This is a genomic window from uncultured Brachyspira sp., from assembly GCF_910578695.1.
Taxonomy (GTDB): Bacteria; Spirochaetota; Brachyspiria; order Brachyspirales; family Brachyspiraceae; genus Brachyspira.
Genome location: NZ_CAJTQJ010000036.1, coordinates 1 through 25,975, shown reverse-complemented (window position 1 = coordinate 25,975; position 25,975 = coordinate 1). Strand labels below are relative to the sequence as shown.

The window sequence follows — 25,975 nt, the reverse complement described above, 5'->3', positions numbered from 1 at the left end:
TAATTATGATATAAATTATAGTTTTATGTAAAAAATATTTATAAATATAGATTTTTAGAAGGTATAAAAAGGCTCTAAAAATAAAAAGATTATATTATAGATAATAATGAATTATTTAATAAAAATTAGATGAAAGAAATTATATTTTCAGATATACAGTCAGCTGCACAATATCTAAGTAAAATACTATTAGAAAAATAATAATATCTAAAGCCCCATTAAGATAAAATAATATATTGCTGATAAAACTATATGTTAATAATTTTATTAAATTTAAAAGCGATAACGATTAACTGATAACTTATATTATAAAAATTATTAGTGTCTGCATTTATAAAAACAGACTTATATTCTTAAATTAGTAATAATAAAAATTTTAAATTATACTACTCTATTGCAATTATTTTATTATAATATTAAATTATATATAATAATTAATACAGACATACCAATGAGTAATAAAAATATAAAATTAATAACTGATAAATTAAATGAACTTATATCATATTTGGAAAATAATGATTTGGATAATTTTTTTAAATATAAAGAAGATTTATGCAGCCTCATAATATCTGAAAACAGCGGAGATTTTAATGATAATATAAAAAATGATATTGAAAATATTATTCCTGCTAATTTGATGAATACTTTTATAAATTTTATTAAATACATCAGAACATTAAGAACAATGAAATATGATGATAGAGATTATACTAAATATACATTAGATAATATGAAATTTATAAAAAATGAAATATTTAAAAATTATTAAGCATTATGGGAAGCAGAAATAAATTTATATTAAAAGAACTAAAAAAATGGAATAAAGATAATATAATAACTAATGAGCAATTAGAAATATTATCAAAAAAGTATAAAGATGATTATATAGATTGGCATATAATTATAAGATCTATAATGATATCAGGCATTATAATGGTGTCCATTGCTTTTATATCTTTTATAAGTTTTTATATTTTCTCTATTTACTTCATAGCATTTTTATTTACAGCACTTTTTTTATCAGGATTTATAATAGATGAAATTTTAAAAATAAAGTATATATATTTACCTAAAACCTCTTCAGCGATAACAGCATTATCTTCTATATTTTTATCAGCTGATATATTTACTATTTCTTATATAATTACTCATAATAAAGATAATTTTATTCTTTTATCTCTTATAAGTATAATACTCTTTTTTATAATAGCATATATAAAGAAAAACTATGCAGTACTGTCAATGGCTATTATAGGATTAATTACTTGGTATGGTTTTGAAGGCTTTGATATATCATCAATAGATTTAAGGCTTAATAATTATATAAGATTTATAATAACAAGCATATTTATATTTTTAATAGGAATAACTGATATTAATAGAAAATTAGAAGAAAAATATTTTAAGTTTTCAATTATTTACTATACAATAGGTTTATTATATATGAATATAATACTTGCAATAATGTCTGTATTAGGAAATTCTAATAAAATTATAATATTAAAGCCCCATTCAAATGAACTTATGATATACAGTATATTATTTTTATTATCAAATATTATAACTCTTATTATAGGATGTAAGCTTAAAATTTCTTTAATAGTTAAATATTCAATATTTTTTATAATTTTAAATATCTATATAAGATACTTTGAATATTTTTATTTAAAGATGAACACTTGGATATTTTTTCTTATATTGGGATTATCAACAATACTTATCGGTGTAATAATAGAACGCATTATAAAATATAGATAAATATTATCATAATACTTTTATATTATTAAATTTAATATTTTTATTTGATAATTCTTTTATAAATAAAATCATATAGTCATTTATAAGAATATATGTTATTATATGTTATTCGATACTATGTTACAAACAGAACTTTATAAATATAGTATAAAATAAGGATATTTATATGCTTGAAAAATTAATAATAGCTAGTGCCAACAAAGATAAAATAAAAGAAATAGAAAATATACTTAAATGCGGCACTATAAAAGAAATACTCCCTATACCTTCGGATATAGGAAAAATTATAGAAAATGGAAATACATTTATAGAAAACTCATTTATAAAAGCAAAAGCTGTATATAATTATACTAAAATACCTTCTTTAGCAGATGATTCAGGGCTTTGTATTAATGCTCTTAATGGAAAACCTGGTATATATTCAGCAAGATACGGAGGAGAGAATTTAGGATATAAAGAAAAAATGCAAATGCTTTTAGATGAGTTAAAAGATAAAGATGACAGAACAGCATATTTTATAACTTCTGCGGTATGCGTATTAGATGATAATTATTATATAGCAGTTGAAGGCAGAGTTAATGGGAAAATAATAGAAAATCCAATAGGTTTTAAAGGCTTCGGATATGACCCTATATTTCAGCCTGACGGATATGATATAACTTATGCAGAAATGAATCTTGAAGAAAAAAATTCCATAAGTCATAGAGCTTTGGCTATGAATAAAATTAAGCATATTTTAGATAATATTTATCATATATAGTTTTAATACAATATTAAAACTATATTTTCTATAAAAAGTATTTATTTTTAAATATATAATAGCAGAAAGCTAAATAATGTCTAATATTCTCAGAATGGCAGAGATAATTAAAAATAAAATAATTTTAAATAAAAATAATTTAAAAAAAGCTAGCCGAAGCACATCAATAATTTATTATTGATGTAGTTAAAGCGACGCCAAAGGCGGCAGTAGCGGCAATAATAATAAATAACAATTTTTATTAGCAATAATAATAAATAATAATTTTTCAGTAATAAAAAATTATTAGTTTGCGATAATATAATAATTAACGAATATATACATCTGTAAATATAAATTTTTATTTATAATAAATTTAAAAGGATTATTGATGATAAAAGTTGATAATATAGTTAAATATTATGGCGAGCATTTGGCACTTAAAGGCGTATCATATACTATAAACAAAGGTGAAATAGTTGGTTTTTTAGGACCTAATGGTGCCGGAAAAAGTACTATGATGCGTATAATTACAGGTTATTTGCCTGCTACCAGCGGATATGTTTATTTAGATGACTATGAGGTTTATGATAATCCTATAGAAATCAAAAAAAGAATAGGATATATGCCTGAAAATGTTTCTTTATATACAGAAATGACGGTTATAGATTATCTTAGATTTTGTGCAAAACTTAAAGGAATATCTAGTAAGCATATAAAAACTGCATTAGAAAACACAATAGAAATAACGGGACTTACAAAATATAGAAATAGAATAATAGGGCATTTATCAAAAGGTTATAAACAGCGTACAGGAATAGCACAGGCAATAATACATGACCCTGAAGTTTTAATATTAGATGAACCTACAAGCGGACTTGATCCTAATCAGCTTATAGAGGTAAGATCTTTAATAAAAAGTTTAGGAGGAACTAGAACAGTTATATTATCAACTCATATATTAAGCGAAGTTGAAGATACATGCGAAAGGGCTTTAATTATAGACAGCGGAGAATTGATAGCTGAAGACACTATAGAAGGATTAAAAATGTCTATGGATAAAGAAATACTTGGAGGAAATATTGAACTCAAAGTAGCTGACAGATATAATGATGCACTTTTATGTATTAGAGAGGTTAATGGAGTTATACAAGCTGAAGCAAATTCTTACGGAGATATTCTTATAGAATGCGAAAGGGGAAATGATTCAAGGGCTCAGATAGTCAGGCATTTAGTTAATAATAATTTTGATGTTTTAGAAATTAAATCTAAAGAAAGATCATTGGAAGAGGTGTTTATTTATTTTACTGATAAAAAGAAAAATGAAGATTTCGATAAATCTAAATATATCAGAAATTCATCTGCATATGAATATGAAAAAGAAGAAGAAATTACTAATTGATTGAGAGGTTAATATAAAATGAGAAATATATATGTTGTATTTTCAAGAGAAATTCAATCCTTTTATGTATCGCCGTTATATTATATATTGGGGTTTATATATTTGGCTTTAACAGGATATTTTTTTACAATAGAAATTTACTATAGCAGATTAGCTGTTATGGAAAATACTATGTATAATATTGGTTTTTTTACGATATTATTTCTTTCAATATTATCTATGAAACTTATAGCTGAAGAGAGAGCCTCAGGTACTTTTGAACTTATAATGACAGCTCCTATTACTTCATTGCAGTATGTTTTGGGAAAATATTTATCAGTATTAGTTGTATATGTTTCATTGCTTGTTATGACTTTTGTTTATCCCATACTTCTTATGGTATTTGGAAAGCCTGATATAGGTGTGATATTCAGCGGATATTTGGGGTTATTTCTTTTAGGTACTGCTATACTAGGGCTTGGACTTATTGCAACAAGTATATCCAAAAGTCAATTAGTAGCTGCTATTTTGGGGGTATCTATGGGTATATTTGCATATATTATAAATTGGCTTAGCGAGATGTTTACAGGGGCAAGTAAAATATTAAATGCTATTTCAATAACAACATATTTCTCTGATTTTACAAAGGGTATGATAGATATACAGAATGTTATATTTTTCTTAATTTGGGCTGTTGCATGTATATCAATATCTACTATGTTTGTAGAATCTTATAAATGGCAGTAATAATTTAAATAAAGGTTTTAAAAATGCCTGATATAGCTGAATATGTAAAAAATAATGATATTGAAAATGTAAAAAAAATTTTGCAAGCAGATAATACTTTAGCCGATGCAAGAGATGAAAATACTAAATTTACATTGCTTATGATTTGTGCCAAAAAAGGGTATTTCGATATAGCCAAACTTTTAGTAGAAGAAGGTGCAGATATGAATGCAAGAAGCAGAACAGGAATAACTGCTTTGATGTTTGCCTGTGCTGAAAAGCAGGAAAAAATAGCAAAATATTTAATAGATTCTGGGGCTGATGTAAATTTGAGAGATAAGCCTTTATTTTCAGCTTTGCTTTATGCCTCTCTTACTAAAGAACTTGATATAATAAAGGCATTAATAGAAGCAGGCGCCGATGTTAATGCTAAAAATTGTAAGCTTGTAACTCCTTTAATGTTTGCTGCCGGTATTAATGATATAGAAGCAATGAAAATATTAATAGAAAATGGGGCTGACATAGAACATAAAAATAAAGACGGAGAAAGGGCTTTAGAGTTTGCCGTTCGTAAAGAGCAGAAAGAGGCGGCAGATTATTTAAAAAATATTTCTAAAAACATTATTTAAATTTAAATAATAAAAACGATTATCCTTATCCTGTATTAAATAAAAAGTAAATATTGCAGTTTCAATATATGCTTTGATTAAATATATTTAAATCTTTTATAATAAAATACTAAATAAAAGTGTAATCAATATACTGATATATACAAATAAAATTATATAATTTTTTATATTTTGACATTTTTAATAGTATTTAGAAAATAAAATCTAGTTATCATATTTCTTTGTTTTTATAAAATTCAATCCGATAAATAATCTATTAATATCGGTATTTTTGTATGGAAGAAGAGCATAATTTTATAAAAACTAATGATAATTATGAAACTGAAATAGAAAAATCATCTTCAAATAGTATTATGTTAATAATAATATTCTTAATTTTATTAATTGCTGGAATATGCTTAATTTTATATAATTCAAATACATATTCAAAAAACTATTCATATAATAAAAATGATATTCAGACTAATACTCAATTAAGTAATAAAAATGATATTTTAAATAGAAATAATACAAAGAAAAATTTAGATTATTTAATGGAAGTAAAATATGATGAATATATAGCTCCTCATATAAATAATTTTAATTCATTTATAAATAATAGCGGATTATTAGATATAGATACTAGAACTATAACAATCTTATTTGCTGGTACAATATTTACTCTTATTGCTTCTTTATTTTTATTTAGAAAGAATAATTCTTTTTCTGATGAAAATATAGATGATATTGAATTATTTGATAATGATAATAAAGATAATAATAATGAAATGCATAAAAATGAAAAAATATCTTTAGATTTGAATGATGATAATAAAATTATAAATACAAATTATGACGGAGATAAATTGGTTTTACAAAATAATTATTATAAATATAATAAAAATGCAGATAATGTATATTGGAATATTGTTAAAAAAAATAAAAATGATGAAAATTTGGATATTAATGAATTATCTATTACGGCTTTAAAAGAGGCTGAAAATGGAAATTATGATAATGCTATTAATATATATACTAAAATATTGAGTTTTAATGATGATAATACTGCGGTATTAAAAAGCAGAGCATTACTTTTCAATAAAAAATATGAAGAAACATCAGACAACAAATATTTTGAAGCTGCTTTAAAAGATTATAATAAAATTATTGATAGTTTTAATGAAGAAAGCCCTATCGATACTTTAAAAAACAGATCAGTTCTTTATGCTAAAAAATATCATTATACTTCAGATGAAAATTATTTTGATTTGGCATTAAATGATTACAATAGAGCGGCTCTTTATCATAATGAATATGATTTGAGTACATTACTTATATATTCAGATCTTTATAATGAAAAATATAAAAATACTCATAATAAGAAATATTTTAATATGTCTTTAGACAATTATAATAAGGCTGTAAATATAGATAATAATAATTTGTCTATTTATATAAATAGAGGCTGGTTATATTTAATGGATTATCAAATTTGTAATGATATAGAGAGTTTAAATAATGCTGAAAAAGATATTAGAAATGGATTTAATATAGAAAAAAATAATTTTTACCTTCTAAATAATAGTGCTGTAGCATCTCTGTATAGATATAAATTAGAAAAGCAAATGAAAGATTTGAAAGAGGCTGAATATAGTTTTTTGAAATCTATAAAAAATAATAAATCAAATTCTGTTTTAGCAGAGAGCTATTATTATTTATCATTAGTTTATGATGAATATTCCAAACTCAAAACTATTACTGCCGAGAAAATGAAAGAATATACAGAAAAAAGCAAGTATTATCTAAATGAATCTGAAAAACTAGGCTATAAAAAATAATTATATAAGAGGCTCTCTATTATAATCTGTTATATCAGTTCCTATTTTTTTAGCCAATTCTTCTACTGTGATTTTTTTACTATATATTGCATTAAGTTCTTCATCTGCCGCACCTAAAAGCTCAACAAAAAGAACTTTTCCGTTTGGAGTATTAATTTCTCCTGCCTCATCTGGCAATGTAATAAATCCTGTTATTTTTGATTTTTGTTTAGCATCAATTCCTTCTTTTTGCTTAGTCCATATATATTCATAAGGATTTAAAATTGCTCCGCTTTCAAATACATATCTTGCTAACTGCTGTAAAAATCCTACAGCATTTTTTATTTCAGGATCTTTTGCATCATCATCTATTGTATTATTCATTTGTTTTTCATTCATTTTTAATTTGAAAGTAATTTCAAAACCGAATCCGCTGTACTCTTTATCATCTGATTCTTTTTCATAAAGCTCGCTGAATCCGTAAGTTACAAAATGATAATATCCGTTTCCCCTGTATATTCTTATTCTGTCAAGAGGATCTTTTCCGCCAAGCCTATATGATATTATAGTTCCAAAATCTAAATCTAACTCACTAGGATAAATTTTTCTAAAAGTTTCAGTTATAGCATCAAAACCCGAAGTGTTTATTTCTTCATCATTATTTAAATCTTCTAAATAATCTAAATCATCGCTCATATTTGATTCCTTGTATATTTTTTAATTATAACAAAAAAAGTTATTTTTTCAACTAGTGATATATATGACAACTATTGATATATTTTAAGACAATTAACTTTTATAAAAATGACAACTTTTTTATTTTTTTGACAACTTTATTGACTTTAAATATTTTTATAATATAAAGTAAGAATATAAAAATATTGCAGCTATTTTTAATTAATAATTAGTTTGTTTTTATAGCTTCTATTTTAAGCCTTAACAAAGTTTTAATGCAAAATATTTTATACAAAAAATAAATATGTAATTTACAATATTTTTACACAAATTGTATTTAAATATTAGCATTTGAAAATATAAAGCAGCCAATAGGGTTATTTGGATTTTATATATTATACTACTATAGTTTTTATAAAAAATTATGCAAACATATTTTCATTCCATATTACATTAAATAATTTTATTAATAATTGTGTACGTTTTTTTATTTCTATTTTTCCAAATTTTGAATAAGGTTCAAAATTAATTTTATATTTATCTTGAAATTTTTTAAATTGAGGATTATTTTTGTAACTTATTTCATTTAGGGATGAAGCATATATATTTTCTTGTGAATATTTTATGACTTTTTCTTCATACTTACTATCACTTAAGCTAGCATTAATGCTTTTAGGTAACAATAGTAATGAACCAATTTTATTTCTATAATATTCAAAATCTTTTTCATCATTAAATTCTGATATAAACCAATTAAAATGATTAGCAATTATATGTTCTATTTCATAAGGATTTTTGGTTTCATTATTCATATAATTAACATAATTTGAAGGTTGTAATGTCTCTTCTTCTATGAATGAAATTATATGTGATAATAAATGTTTGATATATTTTTTATTAAAATTATTTAAATATAAAGAATTTAATGTATTAGAAACATCAAATTTTAAAGTTTCATATTCCCTTTTTAAAGTGTTTTTTAATTCATTTATATTAGAATTAGATTTTCTTATGCTTTTTGTTATATTAAATATAGTATATTTGATTGTATTATATGTAACCCTACGGTAATTCAGTGTTCTTGATAGGATATAAAATTCTATAAATCTAGAAACTAATTTTATTTTTTGAGATATAATTTCCTTACTGTCTTTATATGATATAGAAGCAAGCAATAATTGCATTTGAAAAGTAAAATCAAGCTTATAATTATAAAATATATATTTATATTCTTTATCATATATATATTCATAATTTTTTATCATTTTATATATATCAGCGAAATACAAGAATTTTTCAATAAAGTCTTTATAATCTTCAGATGTTTTTAATCCTAATTTTTCTTTTTCATCACGAACCCATTTATGAAATCCTCCTCCTATAATTTCAAAATCTTTATTTTCAGCACCCAATTTACCTTGACGAATAGTATCAGCATATTGAGATCTTAACCATATTTTTATAAATGCTTCATCTTCTTTATTATCATTTTCTTTTAAACTTAGTATTTTTTCTTTCCACTTAACATTAAGTTCTTCTCTTTCATTATCAGCTTTTATTTTAGAAAGTATATACCCTTTAATCATTTCTGTAGAAGTTAAATTTAGTCCTCTATCATTCATACTTATAAATATTTTATGGGCATCTTGTTCTGTAGAAGCTGCAATTTCAATAAAAAAAAGTTTTTCTATAATCCAATCACAGAAATGAAGTATGTTTTTTTCTGTAATATCATCTTGGGGAAATATTTCTTTTATATATTGATAACGTTTATATAAATTTTTTACTGATTCATTAGAATTGTTTATATCAAATTCTTTATTATTAAAAATAGCATTCATACATTCCTTTCTTTCATCTATATTTAAATTAAACGATTCCACTCCAAAAGATTGAGAAAATATCATAAAAGGAATGCTGTCATGAGTTTTATCTATTTCTTTTAATTTGTTATTAAGATAAATTAAAAGTAACGTTAAAGATGATAGACGCTGTTGTCCGTCAATTATAGCATTTTCTCTTCCAGATAAAACTATAGAACCCATAAAATATCCGCCATAATTTGCTACATTTTGACGATTATCTCCATCTATATAATGTTCTAAAAATTCTGATGTAATATCTTCTATTAATTCTTCTATATGTTTTTCCTGCCACATATATTCACGTTGATAATAATGAATAGTATATTTTGTATTTTGTAGTAATTCTTTTAGTGTTTTTGGTCTTCCTTCTATTTTATTCATAATTGCTACCCTTAATATGTTATTTATTAAATATTACCCGCAAATCATAATTCCTTTTTCATATTTCAATGCTTTTGCTGATACAAGCTCTTTTTTGTTTAGAGTATTTTTACTATTAAGTTTGCATTTTAAATATTCAGCACTTGTTCCAATATAATTATTGTCCTTCAAATCTTTTTCTATTATTATTTTTAAATCTCTATTTTCAGCATTCTTGTAATATGAGTTTTTTAATTTGCTATTTAAATCATTTAATATTTTAGATCTTTTTAATTTAGTTCTGTATCCGACTTGACCATCCATTTTTGATGAGGGAGTATTTTCTCTGTTAGAATATCTGAATATATGAATCTTTATGAACTTTGATTTTTCGCATATATCATAAGTGTCATTAAAGTCCTCATTATTTTCATAAGGAAAGCCCGCCATTACATCGCTGCTTACTGATATGTTGGAATTAGTTTTATATAGTTTTTCTATTATATTTAAATAATCTTTTCTTTCATATCTTCTGTTCATAAGTTTTAATATTTTATCGCTTCCGGATTGAAGAGGTATATGTGCATGAGGACATAGTACATCATCATTTTTAAATAAGTTTATTAATCCGTCATTGAAATATATAGGCTCCACTGATGAAAGTCTTATCCTAATACCGTATTTAGAAGAATGTTCTAATATATTCTGAAGTATTTTTGTGAAGTCTATTTCATTATTGTAATTGTATGAACCTAAATTAAGTCCTGTGAGTACAATCTCTTTATAATTAAAGTCATTGGCTATTTTTACAGCATCATATATTTTTGAAGGTTCAACGCTTCTATGACTTCCTCTTACTCTTGAAACTATGCAGTAAGTACAAAAAACATCACATCCGTCTTGTATTTTTAAGTAAGCTCTGCTTTGCTCCTGAGGAAAGAATATAGGATTATCTATTTTTTTGCTTGAATCATTATGCATAGCATTGAATATTATTTCAGATGCCTCTTCTTTTTTTTCATTCGGAATTAATATTATATTATTATTTATAATAGAAGAATCTTTATTTATAATAGAAGAATTTTCGTCTATAGAAGAATTTTTATATTTTTTTGAAACATAACATCCTATTAGAAATACTTTTTTATTTTGTAAATCTTTTAGTTTTTCTAAATATGCCATTAGCTTTTTATCGCTGTCATTAGTAACGGTGCATGTATTTATGGCTATAGCTTCTGCATTATCTAATTCAGTGATATTAGCTCCCATATTTTTTAATTCATAAGATATTTTTTCGCTTTCATATTGATTTAATCTGCATCCGAAAGTATGGATATGTATATTCATAAATGTACTCTTTTTATATTTCTATAGTAATAAAATTGATTATCTATCAGTATACACTTAAAATAAAATAATACAATAAAAACAATTAACATAATATTTTTTGTTATTAAAGTATAAAAAAATCCGATTAATATGATAACATATTTTTTTATTTTTGCTACTTGCAGAATTTGACAATTATGTTAATATAATTATGTTTATTGAAATATGTTTATATTATAATAGCTATACTTATATTATAATAGATAAGGGAGATTTTGCAATGAATCCTAACTATCGTATAGAATTGGCAGATAATATTAAAGGGAATGAAAAAATGATATTTAATAATAATTCTTCATCATTAGATACAGTAATAAAAGTAATCGGAGTTGGTAATGGAGGATGCAATGCTGTAAATAGAATGATAGAAGAAGGTTTGGAAAATGTAGAATTTATTGCTATGAATACAGATTCTCAGGCATTATCCCGTTCTAATGCCCCTGTCAGAATAGTTTTGGGAGACAGAATAACTCAAGGCTTGGGTGCCGGCACAGATCCTGAAAAAGGTGCTGAGGCTGCCAGAGAAGATATTGCTAAAATAGAAGAGATAGTAAGCGGAGCTAATTTAGTATTTATTGCAAGCAGTTTCGGAGGAGGTACTGGAACAGGTGCAAGTCCTGTAGTTGCTGAAGCTGCCAAAAAAGCAGGTGCTTTGACTATAGGTGTTGTTACTAAACCTTTTGATTATGAGGGTAAATTAAAAATGAACAGAGCTGAATCTGGAATAGATAAAATGCTTACAGTGGTAGATTCCCTTATAATAATACCTAATGAAAATCTATATGATATGGTTGATATGGATAATTACAGCTATGAACAGGCTTTATCTGTTGTAGATGATATACTTCGTCAGGGAGTACAGGGAATATCTGATATAATTACTCAGACAGGATTTATCAATGTTGATTTTGCAGATGTTAAAACTATGATATCTCTGTCTAATGGAAGGGCACATTTAGGCATAGGAGTAGGTAAGGGAGATGACAGACTTCAAAAAGCTATTACTAATGCATTTGAAAACCCTCTTTTAGATGTTTCAAGTATAAAAAATGCAAGAGGAATACTTGCTAATATAGTTTGTCCTAAAGATTTTGCAATGAAAGAGTACAGAGAGGCAAGCAAAACTATTAATAATTATGCCAATGAAAATGCCAATATAAAAATAGGAGTTTGTCCTAAAGATGAACTTAAAGATGAAATAATAGTTACAATAGTTGCTACAGGTTTTGATGCCAATACAAAAAATGATAATGAAGATAAAGATGCAGATTCTCATGCCAATAATATATTCATAAGTAATTCTAATGCCTCTAATGACAGCAAAATTATAAATGATAATAATATCAATGATTCAGATACTGATAATAGCAGATTAGAAAATAAAGCAGACAATAAAGTTGAAGTTAATGAAAAAATTATTACTGATAGTAAAATATTATCCAATAATAAAACTGAAAATATAAGCGAAATAGATAATATTAATACTATGATTAAAGAGCCTGAACATAAGAAGGAAGTTGAACTTGAAACTTCTAAATATTTTGAAGAAGAATTAAATAAAACAGAAGAGTTAAATAAAATAGAAGGGTTAAATAAAACAGAAGAAAATAAAATAAATAATAATAAAGTAAAAGAAACTGATAATATTAAAGAATTTAAAGAAATAAATGAAATTAAAGAAATTGATAAAGAAAAAAAAACATACTATGATGAAAATTTAAAATATACGGCAGAAGAAGAAAACAGTAATAGATTTGAAAATAATATAAGAAGCCTTAAGAAACCTTTAATAAGTAAAGTGAATAGATTTTCTAATATAGATGAAAATAATGATAATATATCAGAAAGATTTAATAGAACTATAATCAATAATAAAACAGATTCTGTTAATAATGTAAAAACATCAGATAGGATAACATCAGATAGGATAAAAGAAGATATGCGTTTTGATGATGAGGAAAAACATAATAATCCTCATACTGATTATACCAAAAAACCATTTGATATAGTATCAGATGATTATATGGATAAGCATAATAAAATGGGTTCTAAAATGTCTATATTTGGAGAAACTGCTGCTGTTGATAATGATTTGGAGAAACCAGCTTTCTTAAGACGGCAGATACAAGCGAGAAATACTATAAGATAAGGTGTTTTTTTAATATGAAGAAAAATATTTTTCAAAGAATATTATCATTAAGTCTTTTAATTTTTTTTATATATAGTTTTTCTGCTTTTTCTCAAAATACAGCAGAAAATGCTTTGAAATTATATAATGAGAGAAATTATGAAGATTCTATAAGGGTATTAGAAGCTATTAATGTGAAGCCTAGTGATTTGGATAATTATCTTCTATTAATAGATAATTATATAAAGCTTAATAATTTCAATATGGCAGAAACTTTAATAGCTGATGCAGAGCGTTATCATTCAAGAAATTATAGATTAATAGAAAGAAAATTAATCATAGAACTTATAAACAATAGAAATTCAGAGGCTAGAACTACAGTTAATACTATAAAAAGATTGGATAGTAAAAATTATTTAGCAAATTATGCTGAAGGTATACTTAGCGAAAGGGCTGGATATTATAAAACGGCTATGAGTTTATATGAAAGAGCTAGAGTTATAGATAGAGTAAGACCTGAAGCTACTGTTGCTTTGGCTTATTTATATCTTGCTAATGGAAGCAATGAAGCTGCTTTAAATTTATTTGATGAAAATATTGCTAATAATCCGAGACTAGCTGAGTCTTATTATCATTTAGCTAATTATTATTATTTGAATAAACAGTATAATTCTGCCTTAAATGAAGTAAATAATTCTTTGTTTTATTATACAAATTATAATGATGCTAAGATATTGAAAGCAAATATATTTATATCTTTAAATAGATATGATGATGCTATTTCAATATTAGATTATATGCCTAATGCAGGTTTTCAAAATAATGCTAAATATTATTATATAGGAAATGTTTATGAGGGTGCTGAAAATTATATAAGGGCAAAAAATTCATATATTAATTATTTGAGAACAAAGCCTGAAGATGAGCTTGGAAGACTTGCATACGAGAGGGTACTTCTTCATACAAATCCTACTCCTGATTATGAGAGGGACAGGGCTGCTTTATATTATGGAAATTTAGCTTCATACTATACAAGGCTTGCTGATAATATTAGGTCTCAGGCTTATTTAAAACATATGTTAAGACTGAATCCTGCAAATACCTTTGCAAGACTTATGCTTTCAGATGTTTATAGAAGAATGGGGCTTGAAGAAAAGTCTTTAGAGGAATTAGAAATAGCTAGAAATGTTAATCCTGAAGAGAAAGCTATCATATATAAATATGACAGCTATAAAAGAAAATTAGATAAAAATATAATATCAAAATCATGGGGTATAGAACAGTATAATATTGAAACTCCCGGATTTACAGTTGCTATAGCCGATACTATTACAGCTCAAAAAGACAGTCCTATGTTTTTGAATACTTCATTATATCAGACATTATCGTATGTGCTGCCTCAGTTCGGAAGATTTAAAGTATTGGATATGTATACTAATTATTATGATAATAGAGATTTATACAGAGAATTAAATAATAGAAATGTTGATTACTATTTAAAAGGCTCTGTTTTTCAAAATAATGATACATTTACTATAATGCTTGATTTGGTTGATGTTAAAAATGAAATGGTTGTTACTAATTTTACTGTTATGACTAGAGGAAGAGAAAAAATAATGGGTGCTGCCGTTATGGCTGGAAGGATTATAAATAATACTATTCCTTTTTATTCAAAGGTTATAAAAATTCATAATGATGATATATATATAAATGCAGGAAGACTGCAGGGCATTACAAATAATATGAATCTTCTTATTTATAATACAAGCTCAGCTAGAACAGATTTACCTTCAAGAGGATATAATAGTGCTATAGGTATGCTTAAAATTATAACAGCAGATGAAAATGTTTCTTTGGCAAAACTTATAGACGGAAGGCTTTTGAATAAAGTAAATTTAAATCAAATAGTAATGCCTTATATAACTAATTCTTCTGCCCAAAATACTAATAATATTATTAATTAAAGAAGCAGTACAATTATGGAAAAAAACATCATAGGAGTATACGGACTTATATGTTCTGGGAAAAGTTCATTTTCTAAAATGCTTGCAAAAGAAATGAATGCTTTATATATTGATGCCGATTTGATAGGGCATGAGGCTTTGATTAATAATAAAGAAAATATAGTAAAAGAATTTTCATCGGATATATTAGATGAGAATAACAATATAGACAGAAAAAAATTGGGTGCTGTAGTATTTAATAATTATAAAAAATTAAAGAGATTAGAAAAGATAAATTATCCTTATATAGAAAATAAAGTAAAAGAATTAATAGACTTTTCAGATAAAGATGTTGTTATAGAAGCAGCACTTATTATGAGGAGTAAAATTCGTTTTATGTGCAATAGTTTAATATATGTTAATGCTAAAACATCTGATATTATAAAGAGAATGAAAAAAACTAGAAAGATTTCAGAACCAGAGGCTAGAAAACGATTAAAAATGCAAAGAGATGTTAAAAATAATAAATTCAATGCCGATATTTTAATAAACAATATGAAAGATTATAATAATCTAATTATAATCTCAAAAAAATTAGGAAGGCATTATGGAGCTAAATCAAAATCAAAACCAAAACACGGAAGAAAAAGGCTCTTCTATTAATAGTAATTTTGGCAAAAGAAAAACTCTTTATATAGTTAATTTTACACCTATAAGATTATTAGTATTTGCTTTAAGCAGTGCTGCTTTAATTTTATTTGTATTTGTAATAGGTTTTCATTTGGGCGGTTCAAAGCCTGTTCAGATTAGTAATAATTCAGATGATTCTATTTCTGCTTTAATGAGAAATGCTCAGGACACTGAAAATATGATAACAGAAAGAAGTTCTGTAGATATGCCTAATGGTGATTTTACGGCATTAAGCGAATATGATGCAGTTAATAATAACAGCATTATAAGAGAAGGCAATACTTCTGCAGACAGATATAATGAGTATACTCAGAATTTAGCTTCTGAATTAGATGCTATAAATAAAAATATAAAAGAAAAAGATACGGCAGGGCTAACTCCTAATACAACATATACCCCGCCTCAGCAAATGGCTAGTATAGAGCCTATAAAGCCGTCTCCTGCAAATAATATAGGCGGTTCTACAAGAGTTCCTTATACTAGAAGTTCTTCAGCTGATTCTATATATTTTATACAAGTGGCAGTTGGTTATGATAAGGATAATACTTATTCAGCAAGAGATAGTATAAAAACTAAATTTCCAAAGGCATTTATAAAAGAAGAAGCTATGTCTGACGGAAAAATGATGTATAAATTAAAAATAGGAAGATATGAAACCCGTGAAGAAGCTCAAAAAGCTTTAAGCGAAATAAAAAAGATACCAGCCTATAAAGATAGTTATATTTATTCCGATAAGAAATCAAGTTAAATAAAAATATCCTAAAAGTTATAATGATGCCCTTTTAAATTATTTAGAAGGGCATTGTTATTTTAAATGATTATTAAACTATCTGTTTAAACTCAGTATTTTTAGATTCTCTATTATTTATTTCTATTATTTCGCTTTTATATTCTTTATCATTATAATATGATGCTGTTATATATAAAGTTTCTTTTTCTTCTTTTGAAAAATATCCGATTATCATAGCAGATTTATAAATTATATCCTTATCAATATTTTCTGCATTATCATCATATATTTCTAAATATCCTAAAGGTCCTCTATTATAATTAGGTTTTAACACTATGCAGTTTTTTCTTAATCTTTTCTCCAAAGCGTTATTTTCTTTTTCATTTCTTCCAAGTAAAAGCTTAACATTTTTATTCATTCTTATATGTCTGCCTATAGCTAAATACTGCATTAATTCTATATTTAATATTTCTTTTCCATTATTAGAGATTAGATCATTATATCTTCTTGCATATCCTTTATCGACTATAGAACAGCCTGCACCTGCTGGAATAGGATAGTCAGTTATTTCAAATTCTTCCGCTAATTTCATCTGAACATTTCTGCTTCTTCCGTATATGCTATAAAGATTTTCTCTATTTATTAAACCTTTTTCTTCTGCTTCAGTGATAGGAAGTAATTTTGCTGATAATGGTCTTAATAGTTTTCCTTCAAGTCCGCTTTCTTTTATAGCATTTATCAAATCCTGAGATTTCTGACTCATAGGTCTTTGTCCTTTAACTTCTCCTGTTGCTATAAAATCAAAGCCTTCATCTTCCATTATTTTTTTGGCAGTTTTAAGCATTAATATATGACAATCCAAGCATGGATTAACAGCACTTCCGTATCCGTATTTAGGATTTAAAAACATATCTAAATAAACATCTTTTAGTGAAACAAATCTTATCGGTATATTAAGAAAATCCGCTGCCTTTTTAGCAGGATCATCATTGTATATATCCATTAATTCTTCTTTTATAACAGAATATTCTAACCCTGTAATAAATCTTAAAGCAAGTACATCAATATTTTCTCTTTTTAATATAGCACCTACAAGCGTGCTGTCTAATCCGCCTGATAATAGTAATATAGCTTTTGCTTTTTTGCTCATCAAATAGTCCTTTTTTATTTATATGTTAATTTTTATAATATACTAAAATGATTTCATTTTGTCAATGTTTTTTAGTTATAGGAATTTATATTAAAAATATTATGTTTTTTAAAATTTCTTTTAATGTATTATAAATATATAAAAAAAATTTCTCTCTTTACGATTTTTATTTCTATAATTTTTCTGTATATTTAATTCTTAAGCTTTTAATTTTTGCATAACTTTATAAATCTATATTATATTTATTAAAGTTAATTATTTTTTTAATTATTCTTTGTTAATATATAAAGTTCTTGAAGGGAATGCAAAGTTAATACCTAATTTATTAAACTCATCTACTATTTTATAATTAATCTCTTCAACGACTTTTACAAACTCTTTATAATCTGCTATATTGATATAGTATATAACTTCAAAATTAAGAGAAGAATCAGCAAACTCTACAAATCTTGCAGTAGAAAATTCTGTATAATCAGTATTTTCTATAATTGTCTGTATAGTACTTGGTATAAGTTTTAATTTCTCTAAAGGAGTAGAATATTCAACTCCTATTATCATAGCTCTTCTTCTTTTTTCTAAAACTCTGTAATTTTGTATTCTAGCAGAAAGTAAATTAGTGTTTGATATCAAAAGCTGTTCTCCAGTGTTTCTTCTTATACGGGTAGATTTTACTCCTATATATTCAACTACTCCTTTATCATCGCCTATTTGAATAAAATCGCCTTTCAAAAAAGGCTTATCAAATACTATAACAAAATAATTGAATAAATCGGCTATTATACTTTGAGCAGCAAAAGCAACTGCTACGCCTCCTATTCCAAGCCCTGTTATAAAAGTATTAACATTAACACCCAAATTTGAAAGTATAGTTAAAAAACTTATTATCCATACCAAAGCTTTTATTATAGTAATTATGCCGTCGGATATAACAACATCTTTTTTACTTGATAAATAATTGTTTGCAAAATTAGTTATTACATCGCATATAAATATTGTAACAAACACTATTACAAATACTATAACTATTTTTCCAAAATGAATGCTTATTTCTTTTGGAAGAGTAAGCCCTATTATAGCTATTGACAATGAAATTATAAATATAATAGGCTTTGTTCTTTTTTTAATACTCTTTACTAAATCTGCAATAAAATTATTTTGAAATTTAGTATTTAATTTTGATAAAATTTTTAATAAAAACATTAATACTAAACTTATAGAAATAAAACTTATTATGAATACTCCTGCGGCTACTAAATATTGAAATAATGTATTATTCCAAAATACTGTCTCTTTAAGGTATTTCATATATTCTCCTATTTTTTATAATAAATTGTACAGCATATATTTTATTATAAAATAAGTTTTTTTTAAATATATTTTCAAAATATTTATTTCCAAAAAAATAAAAATATCCTTTACATAAAGTAAATTATATATTAATATAATTAAAATATTAAAAATATAAAGAGGCTTAATTATGAAAAAGATTGTTATTCTTTCTATCATTTCTGTTTTATTTGTCATTGCCTGCGGCGGTCAAAAAACAGAAACTAAAACTGATACAGCTGCCGGAACATTAACTATTGATTTTCAGGCTATAATAGGCGAAGCAGATAATAATGTTATAAGCAGTAATTCTTATTTAAAAGTTACAGGTACTTATGGAGATATAGACGGTAAAATAGATGCCGCTACAGGTGCTTCTACACCTGCTAGAACACCCGATTTATTGAATAAGTACAGGGCAGTAGATAATAATGTATTTAATAATAAAATGGAAGTAAGTATGGGGCAGTTCTTATTATTCGGTACTGCTAATGCTGCTAGATATATAGATGACGGTATGTCTGGTTCTGGTATTGCTCAAAGAACTGTTGATGGTACTACAGGTCCTAAAATTACAGGAACAGGCATTACAAAAGGAGATGACGGAGTTATAACTGTAAGATTTGCACATGCAGGCGGAAAAACTGTTGATCCTTATTTGTATGAAATGAAATCAGATGCTAATGGTATTTTCCAAATAGGTGCAGGTACTGAAAACTTCAAAAGAAGCGAAACTGCTGTTACAAATGATACTGATTTTGATGCGGCTGTTTTAATTGTAGATAAAGCTAAAGAGGGTATTCCTTATTGGAAAGGCGATTTACAAGCTGTTTTTGAAAATAATATAATAAAAATCACAGGTACTTTAACAGAAACTAATTAAAAAATAATTTAAATCTGTAAAATAAGGCTGATAACTGATTTATTTTGTTGGTTATCAGCTTATTTTATAGCTGAAATAATAAATAATTTTTGCTGTTTGAAAATAAAAATATATCCGAAACTATATAGTAAGATTTTATTTATCTTTTTTAATAAGAATTAGGAATAAAAGAATGAAAGAATATATATTTATTTTTATGTTTTTATTTGGATATTATTTATTTCCTCAATATGCCACAAATGATGCTAATAATAACCAGACAGGTGCAAATAATCAAAATGATAATAATGAATATATAACCAATGATGCTGTAATGGGAAGAAAACCTGCTGTAATAAATATTCCTATAACAGGGTTTAAAAATATTACATTGGGTGCTACAAGAGAAGATACAATAAATGCAATATTAAGCGATAATACTATGACGCTTCCTAAACAGTATATGACAGGTACTGTTGATTTGAATGCTGAAGAGAGTGCAACATTTCTTGCTTTAGAAGAAAATAAATTTTATAAAAGCGGATATTTTATATTTAAAGATAATGCCCTATATTCTATAACTATACATTTTCAGCCTAATCAGGTTGATTTTCTAGAATTGCTTTCCTCTCTAAATGCTAAATATACTAAAGGCTCTTTTTTAAATGCTAATACTGTAGCATGGCAGAATGGCGATACAAGAATAATATTAGAAAGACCTAGCATTGTAAAATATATAGATATGAATAATGTTACTACTACTTCCCAAACTAGAATAAGAGAAAAAGAGGAAGCCCCTCCTCAAAATACTAGAAAATCTATATTAGAAGGACTTTAATTAATGTTTAAATATATATTATTAATATCTTTTATTATATCGTCTTTTATATCATGCAGCAAAAATAATGCAGATAATGTAAAAAGGATAGAAATTATTTTAGCTGATGAAAGTACTGAAGTTAAAGAATATGATGAAGAAAAATTAAAAAAATCAGCATTATCATCTTTAGAAGAATTTTACTCTATGCCTTATAATCAGGATAGTGTTCGTATAGCTTATGAGAAATTTTATTCTTCAAACTATAAAGAAATTTTAAAAAAAAGCAGGAATATAAAAAATGCTGATGAGTATGTACAAAGCGATCCTTCATTAGATTTTGAATTTGAAGCTAAAATAGAAAAAGTTTATAATATAAAATTAGACGGCAGAAAAGCATATATAGATGCTGATTCATTGATATATGACAGAGTGGAAGATACAACATCAAAATCAAGACAAACCTTTGTAATGTCTTATGAGAATGATAAATGGGTTATTTTATAATAGCGAAATAGGTTTATTTAATGATAAAACAAATATCCATAGAAAATTTTAGAGTATTTGATAAATTAGAAATAAATAATATAAAAAATATAAATTTTTTTGTAGGAAAAAATAATTGCGGAAAAACAAGCGTACTTGAAGCTATAATGTTGATGTCAGCAATAACAGATTTCTCAATGCCTTATTATATAAATAATTTAAGAACAAAAAATGATAATAATGAACTTACACTAACAAATATATTCCGCAATTTTGATTATAAAAATAATATAAAATTTGAATATAAAATAAAAAATAATTTAAATTATAAATTAAATATAAAGCCTATTTTAGAATATAATAATAATATATCTGGTTTGGAATATAATCTTATTTTTAATAATATTAATAAAAAAATTAAAAAAAAGTATGAATATTCTTATAAAAATATAAGTTCAATAGAAAAAGATATTTTAAAAATAAACAGCAATATAAAGGGGATATATATACCTAGTGTATTACAATATAAAGACTTAATGCATAATATAACTAAAATCATAAAAAATAAAAAAAATGATAAATTGACAGAAATGATTTCTTTTTTTGACAGTAAAATAAAAGATATTAATGTTCTTAATAATTCAATTTATATGAATATAGAAAATATAAATGAATTAGTAAATATTAACCTTATTGGAGATGGTGTAATAAAATATTTACATATAATTGCCTCTATAATTTCAGATAATTTTAATACTATTTTAGCTGATGAAATTGAAAACGGACTTCATCACAAATCTATAATACATTTGCTGAAAACTATATTTAGATTAAGCAAAGATAATAATATACAAATGTTTTTTACTACTCATAGTTATGAAGTATTAAAATTTATTTATTATATAATTAATGATAATAAAGAATTTTATGATATTAAAGATGAAGTAAATATAATAAATATAGTAAATACAAAAAATAAAGGCTTCAAAGCATACAATTATGATATTTTAGGGATAGAAGAATTATTAAAAAATGATGCTGATATAAGGTATTAATTATGGATAAAAAAATTTTAATACTTGCAGAAGGTAAAGCAGATAAAAAATTTTTGAAAGATTATATAACTTTTCATTACAAAAATATTTCAATAAAAAAAGAAAATGATAATAGCACCTCTTATGATATAAATATTCTATCTAATGGAGGAAAAGATTTTAATCAAAATAATATAAACATAATAGAAACTAATGTAGATGATAATAATGATATAATAATTATATTTGATGCAGATAAAGATTTTAATAAAAGTAAATATAATATAAAAAAAAGATTAAAAAAATTTAATATAAAAGATGAAAATATATTTTTGCTTCCAAACAATAAAGATACAGGATGTTTGGAGACTATACTTATAAATATAGCTGTAAGAAAAGAAATAATTAAATGTTTTGATGAATATGCGAACTGCATATCTTCTTTGGATAATATAAAAATACCAATTTATAAATCTAAAGTTTTTGCTTATTTAGAAGCTATAAAAAAATATAATAAAGATGATATCAAAGAAGAAAATAGAAATTATATGGATAAAGATATATGGGATATAGAAAATATATATTTAAATGAATTAAAAAGTTTTCTTAATAATTTTTTTATATAAAAAAATCAAAAACAGCAAAAAAAATAATCATTAATCATACTTTTATTTTTACCGAAAATATTAACATAATATTATTATTTAGGAGTTTAACTTGAAAGAGCCAATTTTAGCAGGATTAGATGTAGGAAGTGCATCAATAAAAACTGTCATAGCCCGTGTTAATAATGATAAATTAGATGTTATAGGCATAGGCGAAAGCGAAAGCGAAGGCATCAAAAAAGGCGTCATTATCAATATAGATGCTGCTGCTAATGCAATAGAAAAATCTATCAATGAAGCTGAGCATATGGCTGGGCTGCAGGCTCCTGATATAATTGCCTCTATAGGCGGAGATCATATAAAAGGATTAAACAGTAAAGGCGTAATAGGAGTTAATACAAAAGATAAAGAAGTGACACCTGCTGAAATAGAAAGAGTATTAGAAAGTGCAAAAAATATATTAATACCTGCTGATAGAGAAATAATAGAAGCTATAGAACAGGAATACTCTTTAGACGGACAAGATGAAATAAAAAATCCTATAGGAATGTCTGGAACAAGACTTGAAACGAAAGTGCATATAATAACAGGGCTTAAACATGTAAGCGAACATTTAAAAAAAACTTTGAATAAAATGCGTTTTTCTGGAAAAGATTTTATAGTTAATATAAGAGGAAGTTCTGAGGCTTGTCTTACTGAAGATGAAAAAGAACTTGGAGTAGTTGTATTTGATATAGGGCATTCTACTACTTCTATTATGGTATATTTAGAAGGTTCAGTTTGGCATACAGCCGTTATACCTGTTGGAAGCCAGCATATAACCAATGATATAGCTGAAGGTCTTAGAATAACTATACCGTCTGCTGAAAAATTAAAAAGGGATCATGGATTTGCCTTTATAGATATGGTAGGAGAAAAAGAAATTATAGAAGTACCGACTGCAAGCGGACAAATGCGTACTATACCTAAAAGAGTATTAACTGAAATAATACAGCCTAGAGTTGAAGAGATATTTAGTTTATGCGGAAAAGAATTAAGCAAGATGAAATATATTGATTCTCTTTCTGCAGGAATGGTATTTACAGGAGGAGGTGCTTTGCTTCCAGGACTAGTAGAGCTTGCTAAGGCATATCAGACGGCTGTTAAAGGTGCTGCTCCTATTACTGCAAGAATCGGTGTGCCTGATAAGATTGAGGGTATTAGAGATATAGCTAATAATCCTGCATATTCGGCTGTTATAGGAATACTTATGATGAGTTTAGATGAGGCATCGCAGGTAAATATACCTCATAAAAAACAGGCTGAAAAAAGTAAGTTTAAATTTAATTTTAAAAATCCTTTCTCTGAATTTTTTAGATAATTTTATATTTATTAATATAATATTTTTAAATAAAATAATAAATAGAGTGTATCTAATATTTATAAGGATTATTAACTGATAATATTTATTATAATAAATAAAAAATTAAATATATAAACTGCATAATTGATATTAATAAGTAATAAAAAATCATAATTTATTTATATCTATGCTTTTAAACTCATTATCTATTAACATTTTTACAGATTCTGCCCCAAGTTTCTTTAGTTCATTAATAGTTTCAGTATAATAGTTATCCATATTGATAGTTTTGTGTGCATCGGAATTTATTATAATAGGTATATTTTTTTCTAATATTTTTTTTATTGTAAATTTATTAGGATAATGGGCATCAAGATTATTTTTATTCATAAGTTTTGTATTTATTTCAACTATGCAGCCGCTTTTTTCAATGATATCTATAACTTCATATATTTTATTTATATACCAATCTTCATTTTCTGTAAAATATTCTTTATTCAAATTATATTTTCTAATCAAATCCAGATGCCCTATAATATCGGGCTTTTGTGTTTCTATCATATTTATAACATTATCATAATATCTATAAATTATTTCTTTTATACCTCCAAAATAATTTACAGCATTATTAAAACTTTCTCTTGACATATCTATAGGAAAATATGAATTATTACCGTCATCTATATAATGCACAGAACCTATTCTATAGTCAAGTCCCATTTCTTTATCAGTATTTTTATTTAAATTAGAATAATAATCTCCTTCTATTCCTAAATAAATTTGTATTTGATTTTTATAAGTGTCTTTAGCCTTCTTTATATCATCTAAATATTTAATAGTATTTTCTTCAGACATAGAAGTATTATCTATATAAAAATGCGAGTGCCCTGAAAAACCTAAACTTATAAATTTTTTATCTATGGCATATTGTATATTTTCTTCTACTGTATTTTTACCATCGCAGTATATTGTATGAGTATGCAGATTGGATACATATTTCATTTTTATTCCTTTTGATAAATTATAATATAAATATATAATAAAAAATATATTTTTTAAAGATTTAAATTTTTATATGCTAATAATATTATTTGACAAAATTATTATTTAATATACAATTGTATGCATTAATATAAAGCTCGGGTGGTGGAATAGGTAGACACAACAGCTTGAGGTGCTGTCGGGTAATACCGTGCTGGTTCAAGTCCAGTCTCGAGCAAATATATTTAAAAATAATACTATTCTTCAAATAGCTAAAAAAACATAATGCCTTTGCTGACTGAAGCAGCATTGTCATTTTTATATATCTATTACTAAAAGTGCAGACTGCTCAAATATTCTATTTACTGATATAGATATGATAGAAATTCTGATAAGAAAATGCTTTAGTATGTACTATATATCATAGTTGCTTTTTTAATAAAATAATATATAATTAATTTAATGTTAAATTATTTATACAATTATAATATCTTTTTGTCATTAAAAGCAAGCAAGCAAGCAAGCAAGCAAGCAAGCAAGCAAGCAAGCAAGCAAGCAAG

Annotated in this window: 23 protein-coding genes and 1 tRNA gene; 18 read left to right on the top strand and 6 right to left on the bottom strand. The window is 24.9% G+C overall.

What is annotated here, in order from left to right; all coding sequences use genetic code 11:
* Positions 1-451 precede the first annotated feature (451 nt).
* From QZ288_RS09395 to QZ288_RS09365, 7 genes are all read left to right on the top strand, one after another.
* Positions 452-772 (top strand): hypothetical protein, encoded by a 321-nt coding sequence (locus QZ288_RS09395; RefSeq protein WP_295158146.1) that lies wholly within the window; start codon positions 452-454, stop codon positions 770-772.
* Positions 773-777: 5 nt separating this feature from the next.
* On the top strand, positions 778-1,761 hold the full coding sequence (locus tag QZ288_RS09390; RefSeq protein ID WP_295158143.1) for a DUF2157 domain-containing protein: 984 nt from the start codon (positions 778-780) through the stop codon (positions 1,759-1,761).
* 166 nt (positions 1,762-1,927) lie between these two features.
* Positions 1,928-2,521, top strand: a complete 594-nt coding sequence (gene rdgB, locus QZ288_RS09385) for an RdgB/HAM1 family non-canonical purine NTP pyrophosphatase (RefSeq protein ID WP_295158141.1) — start codon at positions 1,928-1,930, stop codon at positions 2,519-2,521.
* Positions 2,522-2,891: 370 nt separating this feature from the next.
* Positions 2,892-3,902 carry an ATP-binding cassette domain-containing protein gene (locus QZ288_RS09380; protein ID WP_295158138.1) on the top strand — a complete coding sequence of 337 codons (1,011 nt, stop codon included), beginning with the start codon at positions 2,892-2,894 and terminating at the stop codon, positions 3,900-3,902.
* Between the two features lie 18 nt (positions 3,903-3,920).
* The gene (locus QZ288_RS09375) at positions 3,921-4,628 is read left to right on the top strand and encodes an ABC transporter permease (protein ID WP_295158135.1); all 708 of its coding nucleotides are present in this window, start codon (positions 3,921-3,923) and stop codon (positions 4,626-4,628) included.
* A 23-nt stretch (positions 4,629-4,651) separates the two neighbouring features.
* The gene (locus QZ288_RS09370; protein ID WP_295158131.1) at positions 4,652-5,236 is read left to right on the top strand and encodes an ankyrin repeat domain-containing protein; all 585 of its coding nucleotides are present in this window, start codon (positions 4,652-4,654) and stop codon (positions 5,234-5,236) included.
* Between the two features lie 275 nt (positions 5,237-5,511).
* Positions 5,512-7,053: a hypothetical protein gene (locus QZ288_RS09365; protein WP_295158128.1), complete on the top strand. Its 1,542-nt coding sequence runs from the start codon at positions 5,512-5,514 to the stop codon at positions 7,051-7,053.
* Here QZ288_RS09365 and QZ288_RS09360 read toward each other — a convergent pair whose 3' ends face one another.
* The 3 genes from QZ288_RS09360 to QZ288_RS09350 form a co-directional block, all read right to left on the bottom strand.
* On the bottom strand, positions 7,054-7,728 hold the full coding sequence (locus QZ288_RS09360; protein ID WP_295158126.1) for a suppressor of fused domain protein: 675 nt from the start codon (positions 7,726-7,728) through the stop codon (positions 7,054-7,056).
* 401 nt (positions 7,729-8,129) lie between these two features.
* Positions 8,130-9,953 (bottom strand): DUF262 domain-containing HNH endonuclease family protein, encoded by a 1,824-nt coding sequence (locus tag QZ288_RS09355; RefSeq protein ID WP_295158124.1) that lies wholly within the window; start codon positions 9,951-9,953, stop codon positions 8,130-8,132.
* Positions 9,954-9,986: 33 nt separating this feature from the next.
* Positions 9,987-11,279, bottom strand: a complete 1,293-nt coding sequence (locus QZ288_RS09350) for a MiaB/RimO family radical SAM methylthiotransferase (RefSeq protein WP_295158122.1) — start codon at positions 11,277-11,279, stop codon at positions 9,987-9,989.
* 262 nt (positions 11,280-11,541) lie between these two features.
* Here QZ288_RS09350 and ftsZ point away from each other — a divergent pair, with 262 nt between their 5' ends.
* Genes ftsZ through QZ288_RS09330 form a run of 4 tightly spaced genes read left to right on the top strand, consistent with a single transcriptional unit; the run spans position 11,542 to position 16,830 of the window.
* Positions 11,542-13,470, top strand: coding sequence for a cell division protein FtsZ (gene ftsZ, locus QZ288_RS09345; protein WP_295158120.1), 1,929 nt, complete (start codon positions 11,542-11,544; stop codon positions 13,468-13,470).
* Between the two features lie 14 nt (positions 13,471-13,484).
* Positions 13,485-15,413 (top strand): hypothetical protein, encoded by a 1,929-nt coding sequence (locus QZ288_RS09340; protein ID WP_295158117.1) that lies wholly within the window; start codon positions 13,485-13,487, stop codon positions 15,411-15,413.
* Between the two features lie 15 nt (positions 15,414-15,428).
* Entirely contained in the window at positions 15,429-16,055 is a 627-nt protein-coding gene (gene coaE / locus QZ288_RS09335) for a dephospho-CoA kinase (RefSeq protein WP_295158114.1), read from the top strand.
* Positions 16,000-16,830 (top strand): SPOR domain-containing protein, encoded by an 831-nt coding sequence (locus QZ288_RS09330; RefSeq protein ID WP_295158112.1) that lies wholly within the window; start codon positions 16,000-16,002, stop codon positions 16,828-16,830. Before coaE ends, QZ288_RS09330 begins: the two co-directional genes overlap by 56 nt.
* Before the next feature lie 73 nt (positions 16,831-16,903).
* On the opposite strand, the gene QZ288_RS09325 is transcribed toward QZ288_RS09330, so the two are convergent.
* Together QZ288_RS09325 and QZ288_RS09320 are read right to left on the bottom strand one after the other, a co-directional pair.
* The gene (locus QZ288_RS09325; RefSeq protein ID WP_363322964.1) at positions 16,904-17,965 is read right to left on the bottom strand and encodes a thiamine biosynthesis protein; all 1,062 of its coding nucleotides are present in this window, start codon (positions 17,963-17,965) and stop codon (positions 16,904-16,906) included.
* A gap of 264 nt (positions 17,966-18,229) precedes the next feature.
* Positions 18,230-19,267: a mechanosensitive ion channel family protein gene (locus tag QZ288_RS09320; RefSeq protein ID WP_295158106.1), complete on the bottom strand. Its 1,038-nt coding sequence runs from the start codon at positions 19,265-19,267 to the stop codon at positions 18,230-18,232.
* Positions 19,268-19,439: 172 nt separating this feature from the next.
* Between QZ288_RS09320 and QZ288_RS09315 the strand changes: the two genes are divergently transcribed.
* The 6 genes from QZ288_RS09315 to ftsA all read left to right on the top strand — a co-directional run bounded on the left by QZ288_RS09315 (position 19,440) and on the right by ftsA (position 24,452).
* The gene (locus QZ288_RS09315) at positions 19,440-20,171 is read left to right on the top strand and encodes a hypothetical protein (RefSeq protein ID WP_295158103.1); all 732 of its coding nucleotides are present in this window, start codon (positions 19,440-19,442) and stop codon (positions 20,169-20,171) included.
* Between the two features lie 172 nt (positions 20,172-20,343).
* Positions 20,344-20,988, top strand: a complete 645-nt coding sequence (locus QZ288_RS09310; protein ID WP_295158100.1) for a hypothetical protein — start codon at positions 20,344-20,346, stop codon at positions 20,986-20,988.
* A gap of 3 nt (positions 20,989-20,991) precedes the next feature.
* Entirely contained in the window at positions 20,992-21,474 is a 483-nt protein-coding gene (locus QZ288_RS09305) for a hypothetical protein (protein WP_295158098.1), read from the top strand.
* A gap of 20 nt (positions 21,475-21,494) precedes the next feature.
* Entirely contained in the window at positions 21,495-22,508 is a 1,014-nt protein-coding gene (locus QZ288_RS09300; RefSeq protein ID WP_295158095.1) for an AAA family ATPase, read from the top strand.
* Positions 22,509-22,510: 2 nt separating this feature from the next.
* Positions 22,511-23,113, top strand: a complete 603-nt coding sequence (locus tag QZ288_RS09295; protein ID WP_295158092.1) for a DUF3226 domain-containing protein — start codon at positions 22,511-22,513, stop codon at positions 23,111-23,113.
* A gap of 91 nt (positions 23,114-23,204) precedes the next feature.
* Positions 23,205-24,452, top strand: a complete 1,248-nt coding sequence (gene ftsA, locus QZ288_RS09290; protein ID WP_295158089.1) for a cell division protein FtsA — start codon at positions 23,205-23,207, stop codon at positions 24,450-24,452.
* A 150-nt stretch (positions 24,453-24,602) separates the two neighbouring features.
* Here the strand turns inward: ftsA and QZ288_RS09285 are convergent, their stop codons facing one another.
* Entirely contained in the window at positions 24,603-25,436 is an 834-nt protein-coding gene (locus QZ288_RS09285) for a histidinol-phosphatase (protein ID WP_295158086.1), read from the bottom strand.
* 135 nt (positions 25,437-25,571) lie between these two features.
* Here QZ288_RS09285 and QZ288_RS09280 point away from each other — a divergent pair.
* Positions 25,572-25,653, top strand: a tRNA-Leu gene (locus QZ288_RS09280).
* Positions 25,654-25,975 lie beyond the last annotated feature (322 nt).

Bases quoted from the DNA above. Each gene is read 5' to 3' on its own strand.
- QZ288_RS09395 (WP_295158146.1), top strand. From the start codon at position 452: ATGAGTAATAAAAATATAAAATTAATAACTGATAAATTAAATGAACTT.
- QZ288_RS09390 (WP_295158143.1), top strand. From the start codon at position 778: ATGGGAAGCAGAAATAAATTTATATTAAAAGAACTAAAAAAATGGAAT.
- rdgB (WP_295158141.1), top strand. From the start codon at position 1,928: ATGCTTGAAAAATTAATAATAGCTAGTGCCAACAAAGATAAAATAAAA.
- QZ288_RS09380 (WP_295158138.1), top strand. From the start codon at position 2,892: ATGATAAAAGTTGATAATATAGTTAAATATTATGGCGAGCATTTGGCA.
- QZ288_RS09375 (WP_295158135.1), top strand. From the start codon at position 3,921: ATGAGAAATATATATGTTGTATTTTCAAGAGAAATTCAATCCTTTTAT.
- QZ288_RS09370 (WP_295158131.1), top strand. From the start codon at position 4,652: ATGCCTGATATAGCTGAATATGTAAAAAATAATGATATTGAAAATGTA.
- QZ288_RS09365 (WP_295158128.1), top strand. From the start codon at position 5,512: ATGGAAGAAGAGCATAATTTTATAAAAACTAATGATAATTATGAAACT.
- QZ288_RS09360 (WP_295158126.1), bottom strand. From the start codon at position 7,728: ATGAGCGATGATTTAGATTATTTAGAAGATTTAAATAATGATGAAGAA.
- QZ288_RS09355 (WP_295158124.1), bottom strand. From the start codon at position 9,953: ATGAATAAAATAGAAGGAAGACCAAAAACACTAAAAGAATTACTACAA.
- QZ288_RS09350 (WP_295158122.1), bottom strand. From the start codon at position 11,279: ATGAATATACATATCCATACTTTCGGATGCAGATTAAATCAATATGAA.
- ftsZ (WP_295158120.1), top strand. From the start codon at position 11,542: ATGAATCCTAACTATCGTATAGAATTGGCAGATAATATTAAAGGGAAT.
- QZ288_RS09340 (WP_295158117.1), top strand. From the start codon at position 13,485: ATGAAGAAAAATATTTTTCAAAGAATATTATCATTAAGTCTTTTAATT.
- coaE (WP_295158114.1), top strand. From the start codon at position 15,429: ATGGAAAAAAACATCATAGGAGTATACGGACTTATATGTTCTGGGAAA.
- QZ288_RS09330 (WP_295158112.1), top strand. From the start codon at position 16,000: ATGGAGCTAAATCAAAATCAAAACCAAAACACGGAAGAAAAAGGCTCT.
- QZ288_RS09320 (WP_295158106.1), bottom strand. From the start codon at position 19,267: ATGAAATACCTTAAAGAGACAGTATTTTGGAATAATACATTATTTCAA.
- QZ288_RS09315 (WP_295158103.1), top strand. From the start codon at position 19,440: ATGAAAAAGATTGTTATTCTTTCTATCATTTCTGTTTTATTTGTCATT.
- QZ288_RS09310 (WP_295158100.1), top strand. From the start codon at position 20,344: ATGAAAGAATATATATTTATTTTTATGTTTTTATTTGGATATTATTTA.
- QZ288_RS09305 (WP_295158098.1), top strand. From the start codon at position 20,992: ATGTTTAAATATATATTATTAATATCTTTTATTATATCGTCTTTTATA.
- QZ288_RS09300 (WP_295158095.1), top strand. From the start codon at position 21,495: ATGATAAAACAAATATCCATAGAAAATTTTAGAGTATTTGATAAATTA.
- QZ288_RS09295 (WP_295158092.1), top strand. From the start codon at position 22,511: ATGGATAAAAAAATTTTAATACTTGCAGAAGGTAAAGCAGATAAAAAA.
- QZ288_RS09285 (WP_295158086.1), bottom strand. From the start codon at position 25,436: ATGAAATATGTATCCAATCTGCATACTCATACAATATACTGCGATGGT.